This is a genomic window from Aquimarina sp. AD10, from assembly GCF_003443715.1.
GTDB lineage: Bacteria > Bacteroidota > Bacteroidia > Flavobacteriales > Flavobacteriaceae > Aquimarina > Aquimarina aggregata.
In genome coordinates this window covers 3,222,088-3,246,192 of the sequence record NZ_CP031965.1, presented here as the reverse complement: position 1 = coordinate 3,246,192, position 24,105 = coordinate 3,222,088, and the positions used below count along the sequence as shown (strand labels likewise).

Here is a 24,105-nt window from a genome sequence, read left to right as displayed (position 1 = left end):
CAAGACGTTTTTCTAATCAATTTTACAAAATACTAAACGGTTGCAGGGGTTACAGGAACTTCTACAACTTTCTTTTTACTAAATCTTACTTTTACCCGATTTACGATAAAGAATAAGCATGGTACTATAATTAATGTAAGGAACGTAGCTATGATTAGTCCGTAAATTACGGTCCATGCCAATGGCCCCCAGAAAATAACATTATCTCCTCCTAAGTATATTTTAGGATCACCTGTACTAAATAAGGAAAAGAAATCTAAATTAAATCCAATTGCTAATGGTATGAGTCCTAGCACTGTTGTGATCGCAGTTAGTAATACAGGTCTTAAACGAGCTTTACCTCCTTTAATAATGATATTCATTACCTCTTCATTAGGTAATAATTCTTTTTCAGGAACATTAAGCTCTACTTTTTTACGGTCAATTAATAACTGAGTATAGTCTAATAAAACTACCCCATTATTTACGACAATACCAGCAAGAGATATAATCCCCATCATGGTCATCATAATAACAAAAGAAGCTCCAGTGATTAAAATACCGCCAAAAACGCCTATGAAACTTAAGAAGATAGCGATCATAATAATGGTAGGTTTAGAAATAGAACTAAATTGGAAGATAAGGATCAGCATAATAAGTCCTAGCCCAGAGAAAAATGCACCCATTAAGAAGGCCATTTGTTTACCTTGCTCCTCAATTTGTCCAGTATAATCAATTTTCACACCTCTTGGTAATTCAGAAAAGCTTGCCATTTCTGTTTGAATTTGTGATACAATGGCACCTGCATCTGTAAACCCTGGCTGCAAACCTGAATATACAGTTACCACTCTCTTAGCATCCCTGTGCTTAATGGCACTAAAAGAGGAAGTGTTTTTTTGTGATGCTACAGCCGATACAGGGATTTCTTTTAACCTACCTGTGGCTTGATCTCTGAACGTTATATTTTGATTAAATAGTGCACTGGTATTGTATCTGTTATCTTCATTAAAGCGCACATATATATCATAATCCTCACCATCTTTTTTATACACACCGGCTTTCTCACCAAAAATAGAACGACGTAATTGATTACCAACCTGTCCAGCGGCAACACCAAGTTCTCCAGCTTTTTCTCGATCAACCATAACTTGCATTGCCGGTTTTCCTTTATTCACATCGATTTTTAGTTCTTCGATACCAGGGATATTTTTTTCGTTGATAAAGTTTCGCATTTGTTCTGCGATGTTAATCAAATCATTATAATCAGGTCCCTCAATTTCTATGTTAATAGGATATCCAGCCGGAGGTCCAACAGGGTCTTTTTCTACAGAAATTGCTACACCAGGATAAATTCCTTTAAGATTTTCCTGTACTTTTTGACGCAATACTTCAGAATCTTTTCCTTTGCGATACTTAAACTCACGCATAGTAGCGGTAATTTTAGAACGATGTGGCATTTCTGCATTACTACCACCATCAGTTTGTGGGTTTCCAGCACCTTCTCCTACTTGTGATACCGCAGATTCTACTAAGAAATTTCGATTTTGTCCTTCAACATATTCTGAGTCATTTACAACAGTGTATACGCGTTGTTCAATTTCTTTAGTGATCGCATTGGTTTTTTCGATATCGGTTCCTTGCGGGTATTCTACATAAACAACAATCTGATTAGGTTTGTTATCCGGGAAGAATTCTATTTTAGTTCGTTGACTTCCAACAGAAGCTCCAAACATGGCAAATACAATAAAAAGTAAAACAAAGGTTCCGAAAGTAAACATGTACGCTCGCCATCCCTTTAATGCAAAAGCCAAGAAACGTTGGTATCTATTTTCTAACCAAGCCAGAATTCTTTTTTGGAAGAAATTTGCAGCGCCTTTAAGGACATATTTATAGATCCAGAACATAATAGCCGTAAAGATCATAAGTGTTCCTAAAGCTCTTACTTGTCCTCCTACTAGTAAAATAAAGATTCCTAAACCGCCTAGAATAATACTTAGACGAATTAATTGTTTTACGGTTAATACTTTTTCACCAACTTCCATAAATTGGGATACCAACATAGAGTTAATAAAAATTGCTACAAAAAGAGATGACCCTAATACAACTGATAAAGTAATTGGGAAGTAAATCATAAATTGTCCCATTACTCCTGGCCACATTCCTAGAGGTATAAAAGCAGCTACAGTGGTTAAAGTTGATATAATAATAGGAAAGGCGATCTCACCAATTCCTTTTTTGGCAGCTTCAATACGAGACATGCCTTCTTCTTCCATTAATCGATATACGTTCTCAACAACAACGATACCATTATCAACAAGCATTCCTAGTCCCATAATTAAGGCGAACAAAATCATTGTATTCATTGTATATCCCAAAAGAGATAAGATCATAAATGACATGAACATAGACATTGGGATGGCAAATCCAACAAAAAGTGCATTTCTAAACCCTAAGAAAAACATTAATACACCAACCACTAATATGATTCCGAAAATAATGTTGTTTACAAGGTCGCTTACTTGATTTTCAGTTTTTTCTGATTGGTCATTAGCAACAGTGATTTTTAGATCTTTTGGGAATACATTTTCTTTGGCATCTTCAATAATAACATTAATTTTTTCTACCGCTTCGATCATGTTTTTTCCTGAACGTTTTTTAACATCCAGCATAACCACGCTTTGGCCGTATTCTCTTGCATAGGTCGTTTTGTCCTCTTCTTTAAACGTTACTTTTGCGATATCTCTTAAGTATACGGCACCATCTTGAGATTTAACAACGAATCCGTCTAATTGAGATGGTCTTTCGATTTCACCTAAAATTCTAATAGTTCTTCTTTGTCCGCTTGAAATCATGTTTCCTGCAGACATTGTCATATTACCGTTTCTTATGGTATTAATAACATCATCAAAACTTACCTTGGCAGCCATCATTTTATAGATGTCGACAGCTACTTCTACTTCTTTTTCCTGAGCTCCACGAATGTCTGCTTTTTTAATCTCTTCAAGGTCGCCTATTTCATCTTCTAGATACTCTGCATATTCTTTTAACTTCTCTACAGGGTAATCTCCTGTGATGTTAATGTTCATAATAGGAGTCTCTTCAGAAATACTTAAGTCAAAAACATTTGGTTCTACTTTGGCGCCATTAAAGGTCGGCCAATCTTCATTTGCCTTTTCAGAATCTACTTCGTCTTTTACCTTTTGCTTCGCTTCTGCAACCGTAAGTTCTTCTTCAAACTCAACAGTGATAATTGCATAATCCTCTTGTGAAGTAGAAAGCGTTTCTACAACGTTACTTACGTTTTTTAGTTTGTCTTCTAAAGGATCTACAATTAATCGTTCAATATCTTCGGCAGTGTTTCCTGGATAAGGCACACTGATATAAATTTTGGTTTCATTGATTTCTGGAAAATTTTCTCTAGGCATAGAAAAATATGCCGACAATCCTAAAACCAAGAAGATACCAATCATGACATAAATTGTCGTCGGATTGTTAATCGCCCAAGACGATATCTTAAATTCTTTATCTACTTTTTTCTTGTTGACTTGCATACAGTTTTAGTTTAGTATTTTCACTTGTTGACCATCTTTTACGCTTCTTGCACCTTCACTTATAATTGCATCACCGCTAGTGAGACCTTCTAGTATTTCGATAAGATCACCTTGAGTCTTTCCTGTTTTTACAATTACTCTTTTAGCTTGTGCAATGTTTTTATTGTCCTTTGTTGAGGTTACATAGGTATATTGATCTCCTTGAGCATTTTCAGAAAGAATACTTTGCGGAATCAATATAGCCTTGTCATTCGTATAATCGTTGATTTTAACTTTAGCGGTAAGATTTGGTTTGATGGTACCTCCGTTAGAAGGAATACCTACTTCTACAGCAAAAGAACGGTTGTTAGGATTGATATAATTTCCTACCTGACGTATTTTTGTTTGTATTGTTTTACCTAAAATAGGGAAATATACCTCTACATTTTTACCTTTGATAATGCTTGAGATATAACGTTCAGGCACTTCAGTTTCGATATACATATCATCAAGATTTACAATACGAATTATAGCATTTTGTCCAACACTGACTACATTACCTTGTTCTGTTATGATATCATCTATTACACCAGAAAAAGGAGCGTTTATTGTTGTTTTTGCTAGTTGACGTTTAATTTGATTTACTGCATTTTGTTGTGCTTCGAAATTTGTTTTGGCTTGCAAAAACTGTATCTCTGAACCAATTTTTTGATCCCAAAGTCTTTTTTGACGATCAAAAGTAGTTTTTGCCAATTGTGTCTGCACTTCTACTTGTGATAATTGCTGACTTAATCCTCCGTCATCGATTCTGGCTAATAATTGTCCTTTAGTAACCTTTTGACCTTTTTGAACATAAACCCTTGTAAGAATACCATTCATTTCAGGATATAATACTATGTTTTTTTTGGTTTCAACATTTCCTTGCAATTCTAAATAATGATTAAACAAGGTATCTTTTGCCATAATTGTAGTTACCAATGGCAATTTTTTTACAGAGTCTAAAGAAGCAATAGCAGCATCTAATTGTTTTAGTTTATCGGCAACTGATTGTTGCTCTGCAACAACTTCTGTTCTTTTGGCACGCAGTGCTTGAAGATCTCCTCCTTCGATTATTTTATCGATTGATTTTGTATCGTTTTGTCCACATGATATCATCAATAGGAGTATAGATAATATGGTCAGTAATTTTTTCATTTTTTTATATTTTATCGTTTTCAAGGATCAGATGAAATTAATTATTAGTTGATTGTGGGGTGTTTAATATGGTTTCCAACTTAGCTTTTTTGTTAATGATATCTAGCATGGCTTGTAATAGTTCTTGTTGGGAGCTGTATAATTGTAATTGGGCCTGTCTAAGATCAAAACTAGTTGCGAGTCCTTCTGAGTATTTAATTTGATTCTTTTTCTCTATACGTTCTGCGAGAGCAAGGTTTTGTTTTGCGGTATCATAACTTTCTATCGAAAATTTAAAATCACTTATCGAAGAATCATATTTAAGACGCAGTTCGTTTTGCGTTCTTAAGAAATCAGTTTTGGCCTGATCCTCTGCAATTTTTGCTTGTTTAGTTTTGGCGCTTCTTTTAAAAGAACTAAAGATTGGAATATTAAGACTTGCACCTAATATTGAAGACTGAAACCAAGGTGTATCGCTGTCAAGAAATACAAAATCATTATCAAATGCAGCAGTTCCGTAATTAACGAAGGCTGATAATCTAGGTAGTGCTTTACTCTTTTCTAATTTCAGCTCTAATCGACGTTGTTCTGTAAGCAATTCTGCCAATCGGTAATCTATGTTGTTTTCTATGACAAAAGGTGTCGTAATCACTGATTTATCCATGTTCTTCATAGATAGATCTTCAAGCTTGTCAGAGAGCTCTGTACTAGCATTGACATCTACACCTATAGTAAGGTTGAACATTTGCATAGCAATTTTCTCTAATCGTTCAGTGTTACTAAGTTGATTCTTGATTTGCAATAATGTAATTTGTAATTGCTCTACATCTTCCTCTTCCGCTAAGCCATTCTCAAAAATTTTCTTAGTTTCCTGATAGTTCTTTTCTAAAGTTTCTACATTCTTTTTAAGAATCAGAACACTTTCTTGTGCAACAAGTACACTACCGTAGGCATTAATGACAGCTTTTCTAACTTCTAGTTGTACTTTTTCTTGTGAATCATTACTAAACTGTAAAAAGCTTTTAGCAGCTTCGAGGCCTACAAGGTAAGATCCGTCAAAAATAAGTTGTCTTAAAGTAGCAGTAGCAGATGCTTGTTGTTTTACTCCAAAAACTACAGGTACAAAAGTCCCAGGTGTACCACCTACAACTTCTCCTGGAAGAACTGTGACGGGTTGTTTGAGCTGATTTTGATAGTCGATTACACCCTCAATTTGTGGTAATCCATCTGCGGTAGTTTCCCATTTTCTTTTTAGAGCTTTTGCAACATCGCGTCTAGCATTAATTGATTGGTAGCTATTTTCTAAAGCAAACTCAACGGCTTCATCTAAAGTAAATGAGTAGATAGTATCTATTGGGGATTGTTGGGCTTGCAATGTGGCAGTAAATAGCCAACCCAAACAAAGTAGCCAAAGGTTGTTTTTCATATTTATTGATCTTTAATAAGGTTGTTCAAAATTTTACGTCCTTTTTCTGTGGTTATTCCTAAAATGTGATATTCTAAATAGTCATCCATAAGTTTGGCAACAGGAAATACTTGATCGGGAAACATCCCTTTATCTTTTATGCCGTTTGTTCCTATGAAATATATTCTCGAAATAAATTCGATGTCTATGTTTTTTCTAAAAACACCTTTCTCAATTCCTCTTTTTAAATTGTCAATTACACATACTTTAAATACTTCAAATTGTTTCGCTTTTAAGCCCTCATGTATTTTTGGGTAATATTTCTGGAGTTGATGTAATGGTGCGGCTTTTTCATTTTTTAAGTGATGCATTACAAAAGCTTTGATAGCATAGAGCTCTTCTATAGGATCAAAAGTTTCTTCTAAAATAGCATCAATACCGTCGCTTATTTCACAAAACAACTGATGAGTAGTTGCTTCTACCAATTTGGTTTTGTTCTGAAAATGAGTATAAATGGTTTTTTTTGAAATTCCCATTTCCGAAGCTAGATCGTCCATAGTTACACTCTTGAAACCTAAGTTCAAGAACATATCATTTGCTTTATTTATTATTTTCTCTTTCATTAAGGGGTGGAATTCAAATTTCGAGGTCAAAAGTACACATGGAAACTAAAAAAACAATAAAAGTTTCCTAAGTTTCACAATTATTTAACATTGCCCATAGCTTTGGATAATATTTATTAACATAATGTTTGTATTCGATAATATTTAGTAGCAAATTTTTTTATTTTACTTTAGCACAAAAAAGTACTGTGCACAAAATTTCTGATTATCAAGGCTATTTTTTAGAATATCTATCCAAAAAAACAATTACTAAAGAACCTAAGAACCTTTACGCTCCTATTTCTTATATTCTAAACTTGGGAGGCAAACGATTACGTCCTACACTAGTGTTAATGGCAGCTGATATTTTTGATGGATCTTACAAAGAAGCTTTAGATGCGGCATTAGCAGTAGAAGTCTTTCATAACTTTTCTCTTATTCATGATGATATTATGGATGATGCCCCATTAAGAAGAGGTAAAGAGACTGTTCATGAAAAATGGGATATTAATACAGGTATTCTTTCTGGAGATGCAATGTTAATTAATGCGTATCAATTATTCGAAAATTATAATGGAGATACTTTTAAGGAATTGGCTCAGCTTTTTACAAAGACTGCAATAGAAGTTTGTGAAGGACAGCAGTATGATATTGATTTTGAAACTCGTGATGATGTTACTATTGCAGAGTATATCAAAATGATAGAATATAAAACAGCGGTTTTGGTTGGTGCAGCTTTAAAGATGGGAGCTATAGTTGCCGGTGCAACAGAACAATGTAGGACTTCTATTTATGATTTTGGAAGATTATTAGGATTAGCGTTTCAATTACAGGATGATTATCTAGATGCTTTTGGGAATCCAGAAACATTTGGTAAGCAAGTTGGAGGGGATATAATCGAAAATAAGAAGACTTTTTTATATTTAAAGGCATTAGAGTTTGCTTCAAAAGATGAACAAAAACAGCTTACAGGCTTGTTTTCTTTGAATCCGGATGATCCTTCAGAAAAAATTAGTACAGTTAAATCGCTTTTTGAATCTACAGGAGCAAAAGATGTTACTAGGGCTGAAATAGAAAAGTATACTCAAATGGCTTTTGCGGCATTAGATAATTTAACTATTTCTGAAGATAAAAAGCAACTTTTAAGACTCTTTGGAGAAACATTAATGAATAGAAGTGTCTAAAAATAGAGATCTTATATTAGTTCAAAATCTTTTGGTTGAAGTTGATAGTTTTGATTTATACGCAAAATTGCTTACTCAGCTCCAAAAAGATATGGATAGAGCTGGTATTGGTTTTAGTATAAGATCAAAACTTAAATCTAACGAACTCGTTCATGAGTTAACAGAGTTGCTTAAAAATAAATTGCAGAGTGCTTTTAATGAATATTTAAATCTGTTATATGCAGTAGATGTTTCTGAGAAAGAGATAATGAAGTCTAATCTAGAAAACATTGATGATATAGCTGTGCACGCAACATACTTAATCCTAAAAAGAGAATGGAAAAAAGTTTGGTATCGTTATCATGACAGTAATGCTAAATAAAATAATTTAAGATTTATTTTTTAGATTGTTTTATCAGTTGCACATTAGTAAAACTGGCATCGGTAGTAACGATAAACTTTTGACCGTACCTAACATTTACGAACTTCCACCAGTACCCATTTTTTGTTTTTATAATCTGTGAACGGGCTATATCTTTGGTAGCATATTTTGTATGCTTCTTAATAACTTCGATTGCTTTTTTCGAGACAACTTCAGAAGTATCTATTTTACCAGGAGGAGCATCTTTTAAGTTAATAACCGATGACGAAGAAACACTGTTTTTTTGAACAGACGGATTTTTAGTTTTAGAGCTAGAACAAGCCAAGATAAAAGCACAAAAAAATATAGGAATTAAAAATTTCATTAGATAGTGATTTGGGTGACAATAGGATAAAGATATAAAAAAACAGTAAAATTATGGTTTAACAGTAGTTATTTTATGGTTTGATGTTATTTTTTTAGAAAAATACTCTTACAAAAGGAGAATATGGGCTGGCATAAATACTTTTGTCGTCATCATATAAAACATCGTATCTAATACCAATACTAACAAAGCCAGTTCTGTAACCTGCTCCTAAAAATAAAGCGGGATACCAGTAATTTTGACTTATGGTATTAACGTTGTTGCGTACATCTGTATCAAACGATCTATTTACTCCCATTTGTTCAAACTCTGCAGAGAGTTGTAATTCTTGAAATGGACTGTAAAGTGTAATAATACTTGCTCCGTAATTTGTAGCTATAAAGTTTAACCCATCGGTATATCCAAAGTGTAAACCTAGCCCAGCACTAAACCATTGATTAAAATCATAAACTGCAGATGGAGCAATAACACCATTAAATGTATCTCCAGAAAAACCGATCCCGATATTTCCTCCAAACCTTACGTTAGACCAGAAATTTTGATCCTGAGAATAAACTTTTTGTAAGGAAAAAATAATAATGAATACTAATATCAGGATTTTGCTGTTTTCGTTGGTATAATCTTTCATTATCAAAAATTCAAAAAAAATGTTATATAAATATAGATATTTCAATGCTCAATGAATTGTAATTATTGTATTTTTGTAACGTTTTGTCATAAAAAAGACAACTGAGTACTTACTTATGGATAAATATTCATTTTTGAATGCGGCTCATACCGCATTTTTTGCAGATTTATACGATCAATACTTACAAAGCCCTGATAGTGTAGAACCTAGTTGGAGAGCTTTTTTTCAAGGATTTGATTTTGGTTTAGAGAACGCTGATAGCGACGGAGAAACCATTTATGTAGAAAAAGAATCAGGAGAAACAATTACTGTTCCCGAAAATGTTCAAAAAGAGTTTCAAGTCGTTAGGTTAATTGACGCGTATAGAACTAGGGGGCATTTGTTTACTAAAACAAACCCGGTAAGAGACCGAAGAAAGTATACACCAACATTAGCTTTAGAAAATTTTGGTTTAAGTCAAGGTGATCTTAATACTGTTTTTAATGCTGGAGAAATAATTGACATTGGTCCAAATACGTTAAGTAATATAATTGTTCATTTGGAGCAAATATATTGTGATTCTATTGGGATTGAGTATATGTATATTCGTAACCCGAAAGAACGAGAGTGGATACAGTCGCGCGTTAACTTCAATACAAATAGAACAAAGTTCTCTGTAGAGCAGAAAAAACATATTCTAAAAAAATTAAATCAGGCAGTTTCTTTTGAAAGTTTTCTACACACCAAATATGTAGGACAAAAAAGATTTTCGCTAGAAGGAGGAGAATCTCTTATTCCTGCTCTTGATGCGTTAGTAGAAAAAGCAGCTGATTTAGGAGTAAAAGAATTTGTTATGGGTATGGCACATCGTGGCCGTTTAAGTACACTAACCAATATTTTTGGTAAAAGCCCTAAAGATATTTTTAGCGAATTTGATGGTAAGGATTATGAAGAAGCCGTTTTTGATGGTGATGTAAAATATCATTTAGGATGGACCTCAAAACGTAAAACAGATTCTGGTAAGGATATTAATATGAATATAGCTCCAAACCCCTCTCACTTAGAGACTGTTGGAGCTGTTGTAGAAGGTATTGCTCGTGCAAAACAAGATAGACATTACCAAGAAAATACATCTGCAGTATTACCAATTGTAGTACATGGGGATGCTGCTGTTGCAGGTCAAGGTTTGGTGTATGAGATAGTGCAAATGGCTAACCTAGATGGTTATAAAACAGGAGGGACTATTCATATCGTTGTAAATAACCAAATAGGATTTACAACAAACTATTTGGATGCACGATCATCAACATATTGTACAGATGTAGGTAAAGTTACATTGTCTCCTGTATTACACGTAAATGCAGATGATGCAGAAGCAGTAGTTCATGCAGCTAACTTTGCGTTGGATTTTAGAATGAATTTTAAACGTGATGTATTTATTGATCTGTTAGGGTATCGTAAATATGGTCATAACGAAGGAGATGAACCGCGTTTTACACAACCTAAATTATACAAAGCCATTGCAAAACATAAAAATCCAAGAGATATTTATGCAGAAAAATTGATTGCAGATGGAATTATTGATTCGGGATATGTAAAAGATTTAGAAAAAGAATATAAAGCTTCTCTAGAAGAAGAATTAGAAGATTCTCGTAAGCAAGAAAAAACTGTGATAACCCCATTTATGCAAGATGAATGGGCTGGTTTTGAACGAGTGCAAGAAGATGAAATGATGGCCGTTGTTGATACTGCATACGCTAAAGATAAGCTTACAGAAATTGCAGAAATTATTACCAAACTTCCATCTGATAAAAAATTCCTTCGTAAAATTGAACGATTGATTGAGCAAAGGCACAAGATGTTTTTTGAAAAAGGTGAACTAGATTGGGCAATGGGTGAATTGCTGGCGTACGGTTCACTACTTAAAGAAGGATACGATGTAAGAATGAGTGGGCAGGATGTTGAAAGAGGTACTTTCTCACATAGGCATGCAGTTGTAAAGGTAGAAGATAGTGAGGAAGAAGTATTGCTATTAAATAATCTTAAAGGAGATCAAGGCGATTTTTATATATATAATTCGTTACTTTCAGAATATGGTGTAGTTGGTTTTGATTATGGTTATGCAATGGCAAGTCCAGATACATTAATGATTTGGGAAGCACAATTTGGAGACTTTAGTAATGGTGCTCAAATTATGATTGATCAATATATATCTTCTGCAGAAGATAAATGGAAATTACAAAATGGTTTAGTGATGTTGTTACCTCATGGTTATGAAGGACAAGGGGCAGAACATTCATCAGGACGTATGGAGAGATATCTTCAGCTTTGTGCAAAAGATAATATGTTTGTGGCAGACGTAACTACACCTGCTAATATGTTTCATTTGTTACGTAGACAAATGAAAGCGAAATATCGTAAACCACTAATTGTATTTACACCTAAAAGCTTACTAAGACACCCTAAGGCGGTTTCTTCGGTTGATCAGTTTACTAATGGTAGTTTTCAAACCATTATAGATGATACCGATGCCAAGCCAGCTTCAGTAAAATCACTGGTATTTTGTACAGGAAAATTCTATTACGATCTTTTAGAAGAGAAAGAAAAATTAGGAAGAAAAGATGTTGCTTTGGTCAGAGTAGAGCAATTGTTTCCATTGCCTATTGCAGAGATGGATAAGCTTATCAAAAAATATAAAGTTGATGATGTTGTATGGGCGCAAGAAGAGCCTAGAAACATGGGGGCTTTAAGCCATATGTTGTTGAATTATGATAACGCAAGAAGTTTTAGATTCGCCAGTAGAAGACCTTATGGCGCTCCGGCGGCAGGATCTGCAACAAGATCAAGAAGAAGACATCAAGAAGTAATAGATTATGTATTCGATAAAAAGAAAGATAATCAAAGAAGATAAGGTTTTAGTAAAATAAGTATAGAATAAATAATTTCGTTAGGAAATTGCATAAAGTATAAATTCAGAATTATGGCTTTAGAAATGAAAGTCCCATCACCGGGAGAGTCCATTACAGAAGTAGAAATAGCACAATGGCTTGTAGAGAATGGTGATTATGTAGAAAAAGACCAAGCAATTGCAGAGGTTGATAGTGACAAAGCAACCTTAGAATTACCAGCCGAAGCAAGTGGAGTGATAACACTAATGGCAGAAGAAGGTGATGCTGTTGCTGTTGGGCAAGTTGTTTGTCTTATAGATACTGATGCTGCAAAACCTGCAGGAGGAGGATCAACACCAGCACCAGCTGCAGAAACTGCAAAAACACCAGAGAAAAAAGAGGCCGCTCCAGTAGCTGCTCCAGCAAAAACAGAAACTTATGCAACGGGTACTGCTTCACCAGCAGCCAAAAAAGTACTTGCAGAAAAAGGTATAGATGCCGCACAAGTAAAAGGTACTGGACGTGATGGTCGAATTACTAAGGCAGATGCTGTAGATGCCACACCATCTATGGGTACTCCAGGTTTAGGCGGAAGAGGACAAAGCCGTAAAAAACTATCAATGTTGCGTCGTAAAGTTGCTGAACGCCTTGTTTCAGTAAAGAACGAAACAGCTATGCTTACGACATTTAATGAGGTTGATATGCAACCTATATTTGATCTGCGTAGTCAACATAAAGAAAGTTTTAAAAGCAAACATGGTGTTGGACTTGGATTTATGTCCTTTTTTACATTGGCATGTGTACGTGCATTAAAGATGTATCCAGCAGTAAACTCTATGATTGATGGAGATTTTATGGTATCATATGATTTTCAAGATATAAGTATAGCGGTATCTGGTCCTAAAGGATTAATGGTGCCTGTAATTAGAAATGCTGAAAATTTAAGTTTTAGAGGAGTAGAGTCTGAAGTGAAACGCTTGGCTATTCGAGCTAGAGAAGGGCAAATCACTGTAGATGAAATGACGGGTGGAACGTTTACGATTACTAATGGAGGTGTCTTTGGAAGTATGTTATCTACACCAATCATTAACCCTCCGCAGAGTGCAATTTTAGGAATGCACAATATTGTAGAGCGTCCTATTGTAAGAGATGGGCAAATCGTGGTAGCACCTATTATGTATGTTGCCTTATCTTATGACCATAGAATTATTGACGGAAAAGAATCTGTTGGATTCTTAGTTGCTGTAAAAGAAGCATTAGAAAACCCACAAGAATTATTAATGAATAATGATGTGATGAGGGCATTAGAAATGTAATTTAAACATCTAAAAATATATTGAAAAACTCAGAGGTGATGTAACCTCTGAGTTTTTTTGTTTTAAAAGTTTGTTTCTTTAGGATTTATGGTAAGTTAGATAACTACTCACTAATTAATTTTGAAAGATTTTTTAATGTAATTGTAAGTTTTTAATTTTTATATAGACAGACTAGTCTGAATATGTATATCATTTTATTTAATGTGCATGTAATTTTAAATAACTATAAATAGAAACTTATGAAACAATTAATTGTATTACTAACCACATCTTTACTGATAAGTTGTAACCAACCCGTAACATCTCAGAAAGAAAATGTAAAAGAGAAACAAGAAATCAATATGCGCACTCCTACCACCTTTAAGACAAAACAAATCAACGGATTAAAAATTGCATATCGCGAGGCGGGAGATCCTAAAAACCCAACAATAGTTCTATTTCACGGTTTTCCTAGCTCTTCTCACCAATATAGAAAAGTACTAAGAGAATTAAGCGATCAATACCATTTAATTGCACCAGATTATCCAGGATTTGGAGAAAGTGATTTCCCTGCTCAAGAGAGTTTTGAGTATACTTTTGATAACCTTGCTAAGGTTATGGATGCGTTCTTAGAAAGTTTTTCTTTAAATACATATAGTATAATGATTCAGGATTATGGGGCTCCTATAGGTCTAAGAATTGCAACAGCACATCCAGAGAAAATTACGGCAATTATAAATCAAAACGGAAATGCTTATGAAGAGGGGCTGGGTGAAGCTTGGGCTGGTGTGCGTGCATTATGGAAAAACAAAACCTCTGAAAACGAAAAAGCATTGTTGCCAGTATTCTCTCTTGATGGATTAAAGTGGCAATACACACACGGAACCAGAAATCCAGAGAACATAAATCCGGATTGTTGGAATCTAGATTATTTAAGATTGTCTAGACCCAATGCACATAGGGTTAATTTGGATTTATTTTATGATTATCAAAACAACTTAAAACTTTATCCAATTTGGCAAAAATACCTAAGAGACAACCAACCACCTTTGCTTATTGTTTGGGGTAAAAATGATGCGTTTTTTCCAGAATCGGGAGCACAGGCATTTAAAAAGGACGTTAAAAATATTGATTTTAACATTTATAATACAGGACACTTTGCACTAGAAGAAGATGGGGATATTATTATTAAAAAAATTCGCACCTTTATGGGTAATTTAAAATAATGAAACAAGACTAAGGTATTGTGTCTCAAAAAAGCACGATACCTTAGTTAAATATTAACCATTAGCGATGCAGAGTGATCATAAATTAGATGTAAAAGAGCGAATTTTACAAGTCGCCGGTGCCTTGTTTCATAAACAAGGATATAATGAGACTGGGATTAATCAGATTATTAAACAAGCAAAAGTAGCTAAAGCAAGTTTATACTATCATTTTGCAACAAAAGATGAGTTGTGTATAGCTTATTTGCAACAGCGCCATGAATTGTGGAAAGAGAGTTTTACAGAGTTTTTAAAAAATAAAAAGGATAAAGTAGTCTCTTCATTTGATTTTCTAATGATTGATAATGAAGAAAATGATTATAGAGGCTGTAGTTTTTTAAATATGCTTTCTGAAACAACTCCTACAAAAAGTGATATTTTTTGGCAATTACAAAGGCATAAAGAAGAATTGTTGAGTTTTTTTTCAACCGAGCTTATAGATGAGGAATTAGCTTATACAGTATACTCGTTATTTGAAAATGCTATTGTTGAGAGCCAGCTTTTTAGAAATCAACAACCAGTATTGCGATTACAAAAAATAGCAGCTTCTTTAATGAATAAAAGTTAGTAGATGTACTTTCTAATTTTTTAAAAAGGTTTTGAATTCTAAATACTTTCTAAACCGGCAACAATAAGCTGCCATTGCAAGCACATTTGGTCTCGCCATGGCATAGCAATTATCCCTATATCTTTAGCTAGCTCATTACATTCATTAGCAGTCAATTCATTAGAAGATAGTTTTAGTTTTAATTTTGAAAAGTGATCTGACCATTTTTGTAAGTACAAATCAGGCCAATTGAGCGTTCTTTCTTCTTTGGGAAATATAAATAGAGGCATTTCGGTAACTAATGTTAAACAATCTCCACCTAAACTGCGTATGGACTCCATAGAGCTGGCATGAAATTTTTTGGCAGTATTTGAGTCACCTAGTGTAAGAAAATGTTTTCTCATTTCATTGCTATCGGGTCTAGTGCTAAACCCTTCATCAATTCGTTTAAAGCCTTTTTCTCCATACCGATTAAGATCAAATAAATGATACCCCATCTTTTTTGTCCGCATAGTACAAGTTTGTCTAAGATTTTTTGTGCGATCAATCCAATTTTCGTCAATCAAAAACCAAGGTCCATAAGTAGATCTCATGCCATGTAGTGATACATGAAGATTAAAAGGAGTATTTGCAGTTTTCCAGAAGTTATAAATAGCTTCATTTTCGGATCTAAGTGAACCTATCTGTCCCTCAATAGGGAAACCGAATTCGATATCCTTACCAGGTAATTCACGTGTAACATGCTTCAGATATCTAGCAAGATCGGTAGTATTATCTTCATAAGAATACCATTTTAAATTTCTTTGTTCTCCATCAGGGTTTGTATGAGGGATAATATGCCAGGTATATGTTTTTAATAGGGTATGGTGTGTTTCTAATCGTGATAAGTAGTTTGTTAGCTTCTTGAGAAGTAATGGCCCTATTGGCTCGTCTGCATGATTTCCTGCAATAAGACTGATTTTTTTATGACCCGTACCAAATGTAAACCCAAATAAATCTCTACCTTCAAAAGAAGTCCCTATTTTCTGTCCTTTTGGTTCAATTATAGGAGTGTCTAAAATACTGTGTATATAATTGTATAGTTTCATAAATTTACTACACCTCTACAAGTGTAATTTCGCCTTTAGAAACAACAGCTGTATTTATAGATTCATATTTTTCAAAAAGCTCTATTTTGCCATCTTCTAGTATTTTGGGAGTCGAAATACATTTGCCTAATTTAAACTCTAAATTGGCATTAAGATGATTATAATGCATATGTAATATACCTTCGTCATCTACTTTAGCAATAAGAGTGCCTTTGGTTACTCCTCCACCCTCATATTCTCCCCAAACAATATTTCCTTTCTGGAAATATTTAAAATGTGTAGCTTCCTCGTTTTCTCCAGAAACTCTAAAAGTTTTATTGTTATAGTTTATTTTCATTATAATGATTTTGAGTAGTACGAATTATAGCCAGTATTTTTCATACTCTTCTTGAAAAGTAAGCGTTTTCATAGAGTCCATTCTGTCGATAAGTAAGACGCCATTAAGGTGGTCTAATTCATGTTGGGCAACTATGGCAGCAAAACCTTCTAATTCTTCTTCAAAAGATTTTCCGTTGCGATCGTACCCTTTAAGCTTTATCCTTTTATAACGTTTTAATTTTCCTCTAATATTAGGAATAGATAAACAACCTTCCCAACTATCTACAAGCTCATGGCCTAAGCATTCGATTTCTGGATTTATGACAACATACAACGGAAAAGGGTGTCTGTCCGGATACCTTGGATTATCAGTCATTTCCATAGTAAAAATTCTTTTTAAAACATTTACTTGAGGAGCAGCAATACCTGCTCCGTTTTGGTGACGCATAGTCTGAATAAGGTCATCGACAAAATTCTGAAATTCTGAAGAAGATGTATTTTCGTCGATCAATTCAGATTGTTTTCTTAAGGTGGGATGCCCCATTTTTATTACTTCTAATATGGCCATGTTTGATGAAAATTTGGATACCTATTTTGTGTGTTTGTCTCGTCTCATTTTTAAACTATTTGTGTTGTAATAGATCAAGTAAAAGGTTTTCATCTACAGATAAAGTAAGTGTATTTCTGTTCTCTAACCATAAATAATGTATTATTTCTACTTTATGATAAGGCTTATACGTTTTATGATTTAACTACTTTTTTAAGTTAATAACATTTTCTGTATCGATACGTGATAATTCTTTTAATTTACCTTGCTCAAATAAAACAGGTAATTCTTTTAAAGGAGTGCCAACTGGTGCCTTCCAATTAATATAGTCTTGGAATGTGATACCATCTACGACTCTCTGGTTATATGCACTTCTAAAACGAACACCACCTTTATTAACATTATACTTATAAGCTAGATAATCAATTTTTTTAGTTTCTTGATTTACCCAATAATGAAATTCGTCTTCATGATCCTTGCCACCCCCTTCTTGATTAAAAGTGACTTCTATTACATCGTAATTTATACCTTTAATACTAGTGGTTTCAATGAATTTTTTATTTACCGCAGCATCATTTAATTTATAAGGTAATGTAGCAAAATAGATTACAGAGTTAAGTGCTTCGGTGTATTTTTCTGCATTTTTCTTAGAGATTTCAATAGGTTTTTCATTAACATGCCGTTTAAAAGTACCGTTGATTATAAAATCATTAGTATTTTGATCTCTTTTTACAGAATATGTATATTGATTATCGTTATTGGTAAAGCGATATTCTTTTTTTCTGAAGATAAAAGAGTAGTTGGCTGTATTGTATAACGTTCCGCCATGCGCTTGTATGGCTTCGTTAATTATACTATCTGCCTTTGTTAATTTTTGTGATTTTAATGTTTCATTGTTTTCAGTATAATTATTAGCGATAAGTTTAGTTTCTGTTTTTGAATTATTATTACCACAGGCTATTATACCAAATACAATACTTACTAGGATTATTGTTTGTCTAATCATATTTTGATTTATAATGTAATATTACCATTGGGTGTGTTTAGCACCATGTTTAAACTAATTTTCTGACTTTCTTTTATTTCTATTTTAAAATCTAATGTTTCATATAAATGCCTTATTTGCTCGGGTCTGGGATGTGTAGCATAAAGCTCAATAAGTGTACATCCCATATCTGGCAATGATGTTGATGGATGCGCTTGGCTTTTTGACCAATCTATCATAAAAGGAGCAAGTTCTACTTCTGGAGTAGACAAGGGCATTATGAGTCGCCATTGTAATAGGGATCCATTAGTAGTGTTTCTTGATCCTCCGGATATTTTGCCCATAGTAGCATCATGTTTTTTTAATACCGCTTGATCGTTTTCTAGAGTATTAGATTTTAGAGCGATACGTGTGATTTGATTTTTACTTAATACATCTACACCCATCCATCTAGGTGAAGAAATAATTGTATTTGTATGATCCACGGAAAGCAACTCTAAATACGATTCATTATTTAAATTGATAAGGGCGTTTTTGGTTCCCTGACTTCTATGATATCCTCCAAAAATTGGTCGTACACCTAGTTTTTTTTCAAATTCTAGTACGGTTTCTTCTAGATTATGAACGGCATATACAATATGGTCAATTACTCTTTTGATAGTGTTCTCTTTTTTTAAAACAGTTCAAAGATATTTATATCAATTACTCTTAAATGGTATATTTAAGAAAATAAACAGTAGTTTAAGACGAGACGGTAAAAAAAACAAGACCTTACACTATGGTTTGTGAATTGTTTGTTAAAATAACCGCCATAAAAAATACAAGAATTGCGATAGTTTCCTAAAATTACCATTCATTCTCTTTTTTACACTATTGCTACTGAATCTTGCAAAATATCTTTGCAGTGTTATTAATCATTTAAATAAAATAATAGATTATGAGTAAAAGAGCATTAATTATAGGAGGAAGCAGTGGAATAGGAAGAGCAACTGCACAAAACTTATTAAACGAAGGAGTTGAGGTACATGTAGTAGGTACTAATGACAACAAACTAGAAGCATTTAGAAATGAAGCTTCTGGAAATTTACACACCCACAAAGTTGATATCACGAATAGTAACGAGGTAGATGCTTTAAATCAAGCGATTGATGGCTTTGATAATTTAGATTACTTAGTAAATGCATCTGGTATTTTTGGTCCAAAACCATTTTTAGATCATACAGTAGCAGATTACGATTCATATCAAGATCTTAATAGAGGATTCTTTTTTATTACTCAGGCGGCTGCAAAAAAAATGAGCGCAACCGCAGGAGGAGCTATTGTAAACGTTGGATCAATGTGGGCTAAACAAGCGGTAAAAGCTACACCTTCTTCTGCATATTCTATGCAAAAGGCAGGTTTACATTCTTTAACGCAACATTTAGCAATGGAACTTGCAGATCATAAGATTAGAGTAAATGCGGTTTCACCAGCAGTAGTAGAAACTCCGGTTTATGAAGGTGTATTTGGAGGAAAGCAAGAAGCGCATGATGCACTTCAAAATTTTCATGCTTTTCATCCAATAGGAAGAAATGGAAAAGCACAAGATGTTGCAGATACAATTTCATATTTACTTTCTGATAAAGCAGGATGGGTAACTGGAGCTATCTGGGATACAGATGGTGGTGTTATGTCTGGAAGAAACTAAGCTTTTTATGCAAGAGGCTATCTTTGAAAAATTAAGATTGTTCAATTTCAATGTAGGGGAGACTTGTTGTAGGACATTATTTCCTGGATAGCTTCTCTTTTTTTAACTTTAAATATATATATTATGTATGATATGAATAACCTAAAACAATTAGGTGCTTTAGGAAAAAATGCCGAACCTGCTATGAAAGCATTTCAGGCATTAGATCAAGCTGCTTTGGCAGATGGTGCAATACCAAAAAAATACAAGGAACTTATGGCAGTAGCGGTAGCATTAACAACCCAGTGTCCATACTGTTTAGAAATACACAAGGATCATGCGATTAAAGCTGGTGCAACTCAAGAAGAGTTAGCAGAAGTTACATTTGTTGCTGCTGCGCTACGTGCAGGTGCTGCAGTCGTACATGGTACTCATTTAATGGAAAAATAATGACAAATAACACCGCTAAATATATTATAGTTGGTGCAGGTCTTTCAGGTCTTACTTCTGCTTATGTCTTAAATAAGCAGGGGGAGACCGATTTTCTCGTTTTAGAATCCAGAAACCGAATAGGTGGACGTATTTTGACAGATAATAATATTGACTTCGGAGCAACATGGTTTCAAAATCATCATCAAAATGTAATTGATTTACTTGATGAAATAGATGTGGATAAATTTCATCAATTTAACAAAGGAAAAAGTGTTTTAGTATATAGTACGATGGCACCAGCACATTATTTTGAGAATGATCCAAGTACTCCATCTGCTTTTAGAATTGCAGGAGGAACAACTGCAATGATACAGGAGCTTGCCAAAACCAATGCAGATAAAATAAAAACGAAGACTACGGTTTTAGAGGTTAATGAGAATGATAATGGTGTGTCTGTCATTACGGACAAAGGTGAATTTAAAGCCGAAAAAGTAATTATTACCATACCACCTAGAATTGCAACACGTATATCTTTTTCTCCTGGCTTGCCAGAAATGCTAACAAAAACAATGGAAAATACGCATACTTGGATGAGTAATGCTATAAAAGTAGGGATAACATTTAAAAATCCATTTTGGAAGGATAAGAAGTTATCAGGAACTCTTATTGGTCAAGTAGGAGCAGTTACAGAACTATATGATCATAGTAATATAAATGAAGACCGATTTGCATTAATGGGGTTTGTTAATGAAGGGTTACGTGACGTATCTGAAAAAGAACGTAAAACTAGAATTTTGGAGCATTTACAAAAGTTTTTAGGAGCAGAAGTTTTAGATTACATTACATATCAAGAAAAAGATTGGTCACAAGATAAAAATACGTCTTGTGATACTATTAAATCTATTTATATGAGTCCAAGGTATGGGGATTCAAAATTCAAAGAGTTTTATGTAAACGGAAAAGTGCTTTTTTCTGGAGCAGAAACCTCACCCGTATATGGTGGATATATGGATGGTGCCATTTATAGTGGTGTTGTAGCAGCTAAAAACATACTAGAGAAATAGAAAAATCATAATTAGGATAAAGTTCGAAAAGATGAATGGGATATTAAAGGGACAGTAGTTGTATTTTTGAGATAAATCATAGTAAGAGTAATCACGTGAAAGATTCAAATAATAAGATAGAAAAGTACCACCTGCATAAGGCGCATCCAGAAAAACTTCAGTTCGAGGTGTATAATCTTAATGAGTATAGAAAGAAAAGTGGAAAAAAAGCTGCGATTGCTCATTCGCATAGCTACTATCAGATAATTTGGTTTTTTGAAGAAGGAGGAGAGCACGTAGTTGATTTTAAAACGTATACTATAAAAAAAAATACAATACTTTTTATTTCTAAAGATCATATTCATGCTTTTGATGATAATCTAGAAGTACAAGGATGGCTTATACATTTTAATGAGAGCTTCTTTATGCATAACGATGTGGATATTTTTTTAAAGTATAATATTTTTAATTCTCAAGAAAACCCATGTTATGTAATAGATAATGAAACGGCAACAACTGCTACTTCTTACATGGATTTAATTCGAAAAGAACTTGCTCAAAGGGGTATGTTTGGTTATGAAGATATTGTAAGGTTTTCATTAAAGTCACTACTTATCAACTTAGAACGTATACACCGAAATGATGGCGCAATACATCTTAAGTTTAACAATCACTATGAGTTACAATTTGCAAAATACAAAGAGCTTATAGAAGAGAATTATGAAAAAGGCTTGTCTGTTGGTGATTATGCAGAATTACTTAATATATCATCAAAAACATTAACCACAATTACTAAAAACGTGATTGGTAAATCGGCATCTCAATTGATATCAGAAAGAATTATTCTTGAAGCAAAAAGATTATTACGTTTTACTAGTTTACAGATTGGAGAAATAGCATTTAAAGTAGGTTTTGAAGACGCATCATATTTTGTGAAATTTTTTAAAAGACACGTAGGAAGTTCTCCGAGAAAGTATAGAAACGAAACGGTGAATTAATGATTCAAAAAAATAAGGTATAAATAGAATCTATGAAATTAGATATACTAGCTGTTGGAGCACATCCAGACGATATTGAATTAGGGTGCTCAGGAACCATTGCAAAAGAAATTGCTAATGGTAAGAAAGTAGGAATTCTTGATCTTACAAGAGGTGAGTTAGGCACAAGAGGAACTCCAGAGATACGTGATGCAGAGGCTAAGGCAGCGGGTGAAATCCTAAATGTAGCTGTTCGCGAAAATCTTGCTTTTAGAGATGGTTTTTTTAAGAATAATGAAGAACACCAGATAGAAGTTATTAAAATGATTAGAAAGTATCAGCCAGAAATTGTCCTATGCAATGCAATACATGATCGTCATGTAGATCATGGTAAAGGGAGTAAGTTGGTAAGTGATTCTTGTTTTTTATCTGGATTAAGAAAAATAGAAACTATAGTAGAGGGACAAAATCAAAAAGCGTGGAGACCAAAACAGGTGTATCATTATATACAATGGTATGATATGAAACCCGATTTTATAGTCGATATAAGTGGTTATATGGATGTTAAAATGAAAAGCATTTTGGCATATCGATCACAATTTTATGATCCATCGAGCAAAGAACCATCTATACCTATCTCAAGTGAAATTTATAAAGAAAGTATACGATATAAAGCATATGACTTTGGTAGAATTGCAGGTGTACAGTATGCTGAGGCGTTCACGGCAGAACGTCATATAGCCGTAGATTCTGTTTTTGATTTGATTTAATAAAAACAGTATTTTTAAAGTTAACTTTATAAGGCAATACTCTTGATAAAGAAACAGATCAAGAGCATTACATAAAATACTAAGAATTGATCAGAACGTAACGATTTTCATTATCGTTAAGCAATGGATTTCTTATACATTGTAAAAAAGAAAAAAGGTAAGTAACCAACTGCAAAAATAAAAGCACCGGCAAGTAATAATATTTGAGTTCCTTGTAAATGCATTAATTTGAATAAGCCAGATAATCCAGTGATTATAGCAGCAGTAAGCCCTAAAATGACTTTTAATCTTTCAGAAATTGTTTTAGAAATGGCAACCTTATAACGGTCAATAGCATATAAAGGCATAAAAACCAATAGAAATGTTAGGAAACCAATTATAAAAAGTACGTTGGCTCCAGGATACGATAATAATTTAAACGTAATCCCTGCCGTTAATGTTACTGAGCCAATAAAACCGATTAAATACATGAATTTTTTCATAAGTAATATTCGTTTAGAGTTTAATAAAAAGATTGTTTTGTTTTCTAAGTCCGCGAGACCATTAGGGGCTATATCAGTTATAGCGTTGGATAAAAGTTCGTCGAATGATTTTTCTTTTCCCAATTCACTTTCGATAACACAACATAAATGATCGATTACGTCATCACTAAGAGATGGTATTTTTAACCCTTGATCAAATACGTATTGGCTAATTTTTTCTTCTTGTTCGACCGTTAATTTCATATAGGTTTTAACTGGTTAAATACAACTTTATTTAATGTGTCGATAAAGTCTCTAAGTTCGTCTAAATGCCTTGATTTTTCCTTTTTGCCTGTTGGCGTTAAGAAATAGTATTTTCTTACTCTTTTGCCAATATGGACTTCTTCAAAAGAAAGCAGTCCGTCTTTTGCCATTTTTTGTAGAGCAGGATATAAAGAACCATCCTTCAATAAAATTTTTTCGTCGGATAGTTCTTTAACTTTCTTAAAAATCTCATAACCGTACATTCTGTCATTCTCTGCTAATAAATTCAGAATAATAACAGAAAGTGTTCCTTTAAGTAGTTCTTTTGAATACATAGTGTAAATATACATAAAA

24 protein-coding genes are annotated in these 24,105 nt (G+C 33.5%); 11 read left to right on the top strand and 13 right to left on the bottom strand.

What is annotated here, in order from left to right; genetic code table 11:
- Positions 1-32: 32 nt before the first annotated feature.
- The 4 genes from D1816_RS13570 to D1816_RS13555 are packed head-to-tail and all read right to left on the bottom strand — an operon-like array spanning position 33 to position 6,710.
- On the bottom strand, positions 33-3,530 hold the full coding sequence (locus D1816_RS13570) for an efflux RND transporter permease subunit (RefSeq protein ID WP_066317680.1): 3,498 nt from the start codon (positions 3,528-3,530) through the stop codon (positions 33-35).
- 6 nt (positions 3,531-3,536) lie between these two features.
- Entirely contained in the window at positions 3,537-4,703 is a 1,167-nt protein-coding gene (locus D1816_RS13565; protein ID WP_066317679.1) for an efflux RND transporter periplasmic adaptor subunit, read from the bottom strand.
- A gap of 37 nt (positions 4,704-4,740) precedes the next feature.
- On the bottom strand, positions 4,741-6,108 hold the full coding sequence (locus D1816_RS13560) for a TolC family protein (protein WP_118503482.1): 1,368 nt from the start codon (positions 6,106-6,108) through the stop codon (positions 4,741-4,743).
- Between the two features lie 2 nt (positions 6,109-6,110).
- Positions 6,111-6,710 (bottom strand): TetR/AcrR family transcriptional regulator, encoded by a 600-nt coding sequence (locus D1816_RS13555; RefSeq protein WP_066317676.1) that lies wholly within the window; start codon positions 6,708-6,710, stop codon positions 6,111-6,113.
- A 188-nt stretch (positions 6,711-6,898) separates the two neighbouring features.
- Between D1816_RS13555 and D1816_RS13550 the strand changes: the two genes are divergently transcribed.
- Positions 6,899-7,873 carry a polyprenyl synthetase family protein gene (locus D1816_RS13550; RefSeq protein WP_118506262.1) on the top strand — a complete coding sequence of 325 codons (975 nt, stop codon included), beginning with the start codon at positions 6,899-6,901 and terminating at the stop codon, positions 7,871-7,873.
- Positions 7,866-8,234 carry a hypothetical protein gene (locus tag D1816_RS13545; RefSeq protein WP_066317674.1) on the top strand — a complete coding sequence of 123 codons (369 nt, stop codon included), beginning with the start codon at positions 7,866-7,868 and terminating at the stop codon, positions 8,232-8,234. The genes D1816_RS13550 and D1816_RS13545 overlap by 8 nt, the downstream gene beginning before the upstream one ends.
- Positions 8,235-8,247: 13 nt before the next feature.
- Here the strand turns inward: D1816_RS13545 and D1816_RS13540 are convergent, their stop codons facing one another.
- A complete protein-coding gene (locus D1816_RS13540) occupies positions 8,248-8,598 on the bottom strand; it encodes a hypothetical protein (protein ID WP_118503480.1) in 351 nt (116 codons plus the stop codon).
- Between the two features lie 94 nt (positions 8,599-8,692).
- A complete protein-coding gene (locus D1816_RS13535) occupies positions 8,693-9,226 on the bottom strand; it encodes an alpha-ketoglutarate decarboxylase (protein ID WP_118503478.1) in 534 nt (177 codons plus the stop codon).
- A gap of 115 nt (positions 9,227-9,341) precedes the next feature.
- Between D1816_RS13535 and D1816_RS13530 the strand changes: the two genes are divergently transcribed.
- The 4 genes from D1816_RS13530 (at position 9,342) to D1816_RS13515 (ending at position 15,221) form a co-directional block, all read left to right on the top strand.
- Positions 9,342-12,116 (top strand): 2-oxoglutarate dehydrogenase E1 component, encoded by a 2,775-nt coding sequence (locus D1816_RS13530; RefSeq protein WP_118503476.1) that lies wholly within the window; start codon positions 9,342-9,344, stop codon positions 12,114-12,116.
- 69 nt (positions 12,117-12,185) lie between these two features.
- Complete coding sequence (odhB, locus tag D1816_RS13525) at positions 12,186-13,409, top strand: 2-oxoglutarate dehydrogenase complex dihydrolipoyllysine-residue succinyltransferase (protein WP_118503474.1); 1,224 nt, start codon at positions 12,186-12,188, stop codon at positions 13,407-13,409.
- A gap of 239 nt (positions 13,410-13,648) precedes the next feature.
- A complete protein-coding gene (locus tag D1816_RS13520; protein WP_118503472.1) occupies positions 13,649-14,614 on the top strand; it encodes an alpha/beta fold hydrolase in 966 nt (321 codons plus the stop codon).
- A 67-nt stretch (positions 14,615-14,681) separates the two neighbouring features.
- Positions 14,682-15,221: a TetR/AcrR family transcriptional regulator gene (locus D1816_RS13515; RefSeq protein WP_118503470.1), complete on the top strand. Its 540-nt coding sequence runs from the start codon at positions 14,682-14,684 to the stop codon at positions 15,219-15,221.
- A gap of 38 nt (positions 15,222-15,259) precedes the next feature.
- On the opposite strand, the gene D1816_RS13510 is transcribed toward D1816_RS13515, so the two are convergent.
- The 5 genes from D1816_RS13510 to D1816_RS13490 all read right to left on the bottom strand — a co-directional run bounded on the left by D1816_RS13510 (position 15,260) and on the right by D1816_RS13490 (position 18,776).
- Entirely contained in the window at positions 15,260-16,288 is a 1,029-nt protein-coding gene (locus tag D1816_RS13510; protein WP_118503468.1) for a M14 family zinc carboxypeptidase, read from the bottom strand.
- 7 nt (positions 16,289-16,295) lie between these two features.
- On the bottom strand, positions 16,296-16,625 hold the full coding sequence (locus D1816_RS13505; protein ID WP_118503466.1) for a hypothetical protein: 330 nt from the start codon (positions 16,623-16,625) through the stop codon (positions 16,296-16,298).
- Positions 16,626-16,649: 24 nt separating this feature from the next.
- Positions 16,650-17,174, bottom strand: a complete 525-nt coding sequence (gene def, locus D1816_RS13500; RefSeq protein ID WP_118503464.1) for a peptide deformylase — start codon at positions 17,172-17,174, stop codon at positions 16,650-16,652.
- Positions 17,175-17,358: 184 nt separating this feature from the next.
- Positions 17,359-18,159, bottom strand: coding sequence for a DUF6503 family protein (locus D1816_RS13495; RefSeq protein WP_118503462.1), 801 nt, complete (start codon positions 18,157-18,159; stop codon positions 17,359-17,361).
- An 8-nt stretch (positions 18,160-18,167) separates the two neighbouring features.
- On the bottom strand, positions 18,168-18,776 hold the full coding sequence (locus tag D1816_RS13490; RefSeq protein ID WP_233565231.1) for a VOC family protein: 609 nt from the start codon (positions 18,774-18,776) through the stop codon (positions 18,168-18,170).
- A 299-nt stretch (positions 18,777-19,075) separates the two neighbouring features.
- Here D1816_RS13490 and D1816_RS13485 point away from each other — a divergent pair, with 299 nt between their 5' ends.
- The 5 genes from D1816_RS13485 (at position 19,076) to bshB1 (ending at position 23,026) form a co-directional block, all read left to right on the top strand.
- Positions 19,076-19,825, top strand: a complete 750-nt coding sequence (locus tag D1816_RS13485) for an SDR family NAD(P)-dependent oxidoreductase (protein ID WP_066317646.1) — start codon at positions 19,076-19,078, stop codon at positions 19,823-19,825.
- A gap of 132 nt (positions 19,826-19,957) precedes the next feature.
- Positions 19,958-20,254, top strand: coding sequence for a carboxymuconolactone decarboxylase family protein (locus D1816_RS13480; RefSeq protein ID WP_232517421.1), 297 nt, complete (start codon positions 19,958-19,960; stop codon positions 20,252-20,254).
- The gene (locus D1816_RS13475; RefSeq protein WP_118503458.1) at positions 20,254-21,300 is read left to right on the top strand and encodes an FAD-dependent oxidoreductase; all 1,047 of its coding nucleotides are present in this window, start codon (positions 20,254-20,256) and stop codon (positions 21,298-21,300) included. The genes D1816_RS13480 and D1816_RS13475 overlap by 1 nt, the downstream gene beginning before the upstream one ends.
- 95 nt (positions 21,301-21,395) lie before the next feature.
- On the top strand, positions 21,396-22,277 hold the full coding sequence (locus D1816_RS13470) for an AraC family transcriptional regulator (protein WP_118503456.1): 882 nt from the start codon (positions 21,396-21,398) through the stop codon (positions 22,275-22,277).
- Positions 22,278-22,309: 32 nt separating this feature from the next.
- Positions 22,310-23,026, top strand: coding sequence for a bacillithiol biosynthesis deacetylase BshB1 (gene bshB1 / locus D1816_RS13465; protein ID WP_118503454.1), 717 nt, complete (start codon positions 22,310-22,312; stop codon positions 23,024-23,026).
- Between the two features lie 116 nt (positions 23,027-23,142).
- On the opposite strand, the gene D1816_RS13460 is transcribed toward bshB1, so the two are convergent.
- Both D1816_RS13460 and D1816_RS13455 read right to left on the bottom strand, forming a co-directional pair.
- Entirely contained in the window at positions 23,143-23,751 is a 609-nt protein-coding gene (locus D1816_RS13460) for a hypothetical protein (RefSeq protein ID WP_118503452.1), read from the bottom strand.
- The gene (locus D1816_RS13455) at positions 23,748-24,086 is read right to left on the bottom strand and encodes a PadR family transcriptional regulator (RefSeq protein WP_066317827.1); all 339 of its coding nucleotides are present in this window, start codon (positions 24,084-24,086) and stop codon (positions 23,748-23,750) included. The genes D1816_RS13460 and D1816_RS13455 overlap by 4 nt, the downstream gene beginning before the upstream one ends.
- Positions 24,087-24,105 lie beyond the last annotated feature (19 nt).